This window comes from Shewanella abyssi, assembly GCF_023284025.1.
GTDB lineage: Bacteria > Pseudomonadota > Gammaproteobacteria > Enterobacterales > Shewanellaceae > Shewanella > Shewanella abyssi.
This window is the reverse complement of record NZ_JAKIKR010000100.1, coordinates 1-5,794: the sequence shown is the minus strand read 5'-3', so window position 1 is coordinate 5,794 and position 5,794 is coordinate 1. Positions and strand designations below refer to the sequence as shown.

Below are 5,794 nucleotides of genomic sequence, written 5' to 3'. Positions count from 1 at the left end.
GCTATGTTAGATGCTCTTGATATAGAATAACTATTAGCTTCAATCATCCGCCTTGCCTACAGGACTTTGAATTCCCGCTGAATGAACAACTACTTAATGTAATTGGTATAAGAGCGAGTCCGTGGTCTAATATCGTGGGCATTTTTGCTAAATGCATAACAAGCTATAGAGAAATACCTACCTTTGCCTTATCCCCTGTCACTTCAATATACAAATCAACGTCTAATTATTTGTCTATTTGAGACGTAAATCTAAATCGCGATGTGGCTTATTTGATTTGAATCAAGCTAACTCATTGTTAGTTTTGTCAGTATACGATCCTAACAATCAAGGAAGGTATCGCAATGCGTCAGCAGTCCGAATCTAATATTGAACAACCGATGACGAAAGATTGCATTTTGTTATCGACTACAGACTTAAATGGCAATATAAAATATGCCAATGAAGTCTTTGCCAGCATGTCAGAGTGCGAGGCTAGCGAGCTACGAGGCAAGCCGCATAATATTGTTCGACATCCAGATATGCCTGCGGCGGTTTTTCAATCGCTTTGGGAGCGCGTTAAAGCCGGTAAGACTTGGATGGGGCTGGTAAAGAACCGGACCTTAACAGGTAAATATTACTGGACTAATGCCTACATTTCACCAGTATTCGAAAAAGGGCAGCTGCACGAATTCCAATCTATTAGGCGAAAACCGACTACTGAACAAATTGCGTCAGCAGAAAAGATATACACAAAACTAAATCAAAGCCCTAATGTTGCAGAACTTGAAATGCCATTAGTCGGGTTTGTGGGGCGGTTGAGTATTTGGTGTGCTTTGACTGCAATAATCTGCGCATTCGCGACCATAATGTTACCAGCTGCCGTTACCGCTGTTCTGGGTGCATTTATTGGTGGTTTTGGCATTTACGCTTTGACTAAACCGCTGCGAAACCTGGTGGATAAATCCACTGAAATAATGGATGACCCGATCGCGCGCAGTATTTTTTGCGGGCGCCAAGATGAAATAGGTAAACTTGATCTGGCACTTAATTACTTGATCACCGAAACGGGTGGGGTTGTTGGCAGGATGGCTGACTCTGCATCGTCGATAAGCACTGAAAGTGAGTCGTTGATGCAAACAATAGTCGAAACACACGATCGCGCTGATAGTCAGAGTCTTCAGACTAATCAAGTTGCAGCGGCCATGGAGGAGATGAGTGCCAGTTTTGCAGAGGTAAATGATAATACTCAACAGGCGGCGCAAGAGATTAATGCCAGCCTTGAATCTGCTGAGTTAGGCCATGCTCATCTATTAAAAGTCGTGACTTCAATTGGTGAACTTCGCAAGGAAGTCGTGCATTTTTCTACCGTTGTCGATTCTATAGAGCAAGATAGCCATGCAATAGCTGCCGTTTTAGGGGAAATTAAGGGGATCGCAGAGCAAACTAACTTGTTAGCGTTAAATGCAGCGATTGAAGCCGCGCGAGCAGGTGAGTCCGGTCGCGGATTTGCCGTTGTGGCTGATGAGGTTCGACAACTCTCTATACGCACGAGCGAATCAACAGCGCAAATTAGTAGCATAGTTACCAAATTCCAAAAGAGTACTCAAATCGCTGCGAATGCGATGGATGCAGGACAAAGGAAAGCCGATCTTTCCGTGGAGTTAGCTGGAGATGCGGATAGCGCGTTTGACAAATTACGTGACTCTATAGGGCGGATCCATGAGATGTCAGAGTTAAATGCTGCAGCAATGAGTCAACAAACTTCGGTAGCTGCCGAAATTAGTCAATCGATAGTGACTATCAATGATTTGTCTAATATTAACTTGCAACGCACTGAAGAGGCACAGATAAAATGCGATCAAATGAATCGTTTAGCGAATAAGACTAGTTTTTTGTCTCGACAGTTTTGGGAGAAAACGATAAATCGTAATCACTAATGGCAGTGCGTTAGTCCTATCTCTCATTGGAAGAATCTAACTTGGGAGGTAGGGGCTTCTGAGTGCTAGCAGTTTACGTTACAATGTTCCTTTCCTCCGATAAAAAAGACTGCCTTCGTGACTCATTCTGTCTCCCTCAAACCGCATAATACCTTTGGCCTTGATCATACTTGCCGAGAGCTTATTGCCGTTAAAACCACAGGGGAGCTAATCTCCTGCTGCTTAGCACTTTACCAAGCTAAAGAACCTATGTTACTGCTTGGTAGCGGTAGCAATGTTATTTTTTGTGACGATTTTGAGGGCACCGTGGTGCTTGTCCAAACGAGAGGAATTGAAGTGGCTACCATTGAAGGTTATCACCTTCTATCGGTCGCAGCAGGTGAAGACTGGCATGAACTGATTTGCTTTTGCTTAGAACAAGGTATTGCCGGCTTAGAAAACCTTGCGCTTGTTCCGGGTAAAGTTGGCGCAGCACCGATTCAGAATATTGGTGCGTATGGTGTTGAGTTAAATGATATATGTGATTGGGTTGAATATCTAGACCTCTCCAGTGGAAGGCTTATTAGGCTTAACGCACCAGACTGTCAATTTGCTTATCGAGATTCAATTTTCAAGCAACAGTTATTAGGCTCGGCAGTGATTACTCAAGTGGGATTTAAGCTTGCTAAAGCATGGCAGCCTAAACTGGATTACGGGCCTCTGAAAGCACTAAAAAATACCAATGTGACGCCAAAAAACGTCTTCGACTGTATATGCCAAACGCGAATGGCGAAGTTACCGGACCCTAAAACGATGGGTAATGCCGGTAGTTTCTTTAAAAACCCTGTGATTACTAATGAACAATTTAGCGTTTTAGTTGATAAATTCCCTAGCATGGTAGGATATCCTCAAGGGATGATTCATACAAAGTTAGCTGCCGGTTGGTTAATCGAGGCTGCGGGCTTAAAAGGGGTTCAAATTGGCGGTGCGGCGGTGCACAAAAATCAAGCGCTGGTATTAATAAACAAAGATGACGCGACTAGTGATGATATCTTGGCGTTGGCGAAGCATATCGTTGATTGCGTTGAATCGCTATTTGGTGTCAAGTTAGAAGCTGAACCTAGACTGATCGCCGCGACTGGAGAAAGGAGTTTATAGTATGGCAGAGCAATGGAGTCGTAAACGCAGTATCTTAACCGAACTTTCTAATGGGCATTTTGTTTCGGGCGAAGCGTTAGCTGTAAAGCTGGGTGTGTCTAGAACGGCGGTCGCTAACCATATCAGTGGATTGGAAGAATATGGCGTTGATATTTTTAGCGTAAAGGGCAAAGGTTACAAGTTAAGCAGCCCACTCTCTTTGGTTGATGAAAGCACGCTAAAAAATGCCATTAAGCAGCGATGTTTCTATTTCGATGAAATCCCAAGTACCAATGGCTTTATTCTAAAACATGCCGATGAGCTGGATTCTGGTGATATTTGTGTTGCCGAATATCAGTCTGCAGGACGAGGTAGAAGGGGACGTGTTTGGGTGTCTCCTTATGGTTGCCATCTTTACTTTTCCATGTATTGGCAATTTTCCCAGGGAATGGCCCAAGCGATGGGGCTCAGTTTGGTGGTTGCATGCTCAATAGTGTCAGTGCTTAAGCAGTTAAATGTCGCCAATGTAGGCGTTAAGTGGCCAAACGATATCTACTTGGCTGGCAAGAAGTTGGCAGGCGTACTGATAGAGATGAGTGGCCAGACCGATAGTGAATGCAATCTTGTGATCGGAATTGGCTTGAATATGACGATGAGCGAACAGCAAGGCAAATCGATTGATCAACCTTGGAGTGATTTAACCTCTCTTGAAGGTATGCCAAATAAAACGGCTTTGTTGACCTTATTGCAGCAACAACTACAGCAAGATTTATGCAAGTTCCAACATGAAGGTTTAGCGCCTTTTCAAGCTAGGTGGAAAGAGGCTGATCTCTTTAACGGTCAAGAGATTAAGTTAATTATTGGGGCCAATGAGGTTCATGGCATTTGCAGGGGCATCGATAAGCAGGGTGCAGTCGTGCTCGAGACGGCAGCAGGTTTAAAAAGTCATATTGGCGGTGAAATAAGTCTGCGTAAGCTAAATTAACCCGTTTTATTTTCTCAATAGGACTTGATCCATTAGATGGTCTTGTCCTTTTTGCAAAATAAGATGGGCTCTTTCACGTGTAGGCTGGATATTTAACGTTAAGTTTGGCCCATTGATACTATCCCAAATTTTAGAAGCTATGGCAGTCGCTTCGGCATCACTTAGTTGAGAGTAATGGTGAAAGTAAGAACTTTCTTCATTAAAAGCCCCGGTTCTAAATTGTAAAAACCGTTCGATATACCATTTCTTTAGTAATTCATCTTCTGCATCAACATAGATACTAAAGTCGACAAAGTCTGATACAAAGGGGCGCCTAGTGTCTACCGCAGAGTCTTGCCCGGTCTGTAATACATTTAAACCTTCGATAATGAGAATATCGGGTTGGCGCACCCACTGGAATTGATTTGGTATTCTGTCATAAGTGATATGAGAGTATATCGGTGCGCTAACGGCCGCTTCCCCAGCTTTAACAGCAGAGATAAAATCAACCAAGCCTTTCATATCATAACTTTCAGGAAATCCCTTACGTTGCATCAAGCCACGGCGTTTAAGCTCTGCCAACGGATGTAAGAAACCATCAGTCGTCATCAAATCCACTTTTGGGTGTTCGGGCCAATGGCTTAGCAGGGCCTGTAAAATACGAGCTGTCGTGCTTTTCCCTACGGCAACACTGCCAGCAATGCTGATAATATAAGGCCTTTTTGGCGGAACACGACCTAGAAACTCATTAAGTGCCAAGCCGCGTTGCTGTTTAGCACCTACATTGAGGTTTAGCAGTCTACTCAGGGGGAGATAAATGTCAGTCACTTCTGACAGTGATATTTTTTCGTTAATACCGCGTAAGTCAGCTAAATCATTTTCACTGAGCGTTAAAGGCACCGACTCTCTCAATTCAGCCCATTGCTGGCGCTCAAAAGGTAGGTAAAGTGCTCTATGAATTTGATTGTTTTGCGTCATTGCGAAGTTCTCCATTAAGGGGGCACATTACACTATCAATTTATTATCGACAACCGTAACAGGGGGAGTCCTTTAGCCAATGTTAATCAAATTAATTTAATCGCTTTAAAAGTAAACGTTACGGCGAGTATGAGCATAAAAAAGCGTCGTTTGACGTTTTTTATTAAAAAAAAACGATTTTGCTATTGCACTTGTGCTCATACTTCCATAATATCCGCTACCGAAATGATGCGCCGGCATAGCTCAGTTGGTAGAGCAACTGACTTGTAATCAGTAGGTCCCGAGTTCGACTCTTGGTGCCGGCACCATTTTCTCTGGAGGGGTTCCCGAGTGGCCAAAGGGATCAGACTGTAAATCTGACGGCTCAGCCTTCGAAGGTTCGAATCCTTCTCCCTCCACCATTTTCTAGGTAGTTAGGTAACCTGAAGTAGGTTGCGCGGATGTCGTATAATGGTATTACTCCAGCCTTCCAAGCTGATAACGCGGGTTCGATTCCCGCCATCCGCTCCAAATTCTTGCTGATAATACTTAATCAGTAGAAAGCACTCTATAGCGAGTGCTTTTTCCAGTTTAAGACTACCTGTCAGCACGCCTCCTGCTTCTTATATATCTCAATTATCTTACTCACTGATTCGGTAGCATTTATGCATCGGATTTTTTGCTATATGCAGTTTCATCACCAGTACTTTGGATTGGGGCAATACCATGGCTAAAGAAAAATTTGAACGTAATAAACCGCACGTAAACGTTGGTACCATTGGACACGTTGACCATGGTAAAACAACTCTGACTGCTGCTATCTCTGCTGTTTTAGCAA

At 43.5% G+C, this 5,794-nt stretch carries 5 protein-coding genes and 3 tRNA genes; 7 read left to right on the top strand and 1 reads right to left on the bottom strand.

The genetic code is table 11. From position 1 onward, the window contains the following. Positions 1-344 precede the first annotated feature (344 nt). The 3 genes from L2755_RS21690 (at position 345) to birA (ending at position 4,020) form a co-directional block, all read left to right on the top strand. On the top strand, positions 345-1,919 hold the full coding sequence (locus tag L2755_RS21690; RefSeq protein ID WP_248982718.1) for a methyl-accepting chemotaxis protein: 1,575 nt from the start codon (positions 345-347) through the stop codon (positions 1,917-1,919). A 117-nt stretch (positions 1,920-2,036) separates the two neighbouring features. Further along, positions 2,037-3,056, top strand: coding sequence for a UDP-N-acetylmuramate dehydrogenase (gene murB, locus L2755_RS21685; RefSeq protein WP_248982717.1), 1,020 nt, complete (start codon positions 2,037-2,039; stop codon positions 3,054-3,056). A gap of 1 nt (position 3,057) precedes the next feature. Next, positions 3,058-4,020: a bifunctional biotin--[acetyl-CoA-carboxylase] ligase/biotin operon repressor BirA gene (gene birA, locus L2755_RS21680; protein ID WP_248982716.1), complete on the top strand. Its 963-nt coding sequence runs from the start codon at positions 3,058-3,060 to the stop codon at positions 4,018-4,020. Between the two features lie 6 nt (positions 4,021-4,026). On the opposite strand, the gene coaA is transcribed toward birA, so the two are convergent. Then, on the bottom strand, positions 4,027-4,977 hold the full coding sequence (coaA, locus tag L2755_RS21675) for a type I pantothenate kinase (protein ID WP_248982715.1): 951 nt from the start codon (positions 4,975-4,977) through the stop codon (positions 4,027-4,029). Between the two features lie 232 nt (positions 4,978-5,209). On the opposite strand from coaA, the gene L2755_RS21670 reads away from it, so the two are divergent. The 4 genes from L2755_RS21670 to L2755_RS21655 all read left to right on the top strand — a co-directional run. Continuing rightward, positions 5,210-5,285: transfer RNA gene (locus L2755_RS21670), tRNA-Thr, on the top strand. Between the two features lie 8 nt (positions 5,286-5,293). Continuing rightward, positions 5,294-5,378, top strand: a tRNA-Tyr gene (locus L2755_RS21665). Positions 5,379-5,413: 35 nt separating this feature from the next. After that, positions 5,414-5,487, top strand: a tRNA-Gly gene (locus tag L2755_RS21660). Between the two features lie 195 nt (positions 5,488-5,682). Continuing rightward, a partial coding sequence (locus L2755_RS21655) for a GTP-binding protein (RefSeq protein WP_248982719.1) occupies positions 5,683-5,794 on the top strand: 112 nt, incomplete at its 3' end.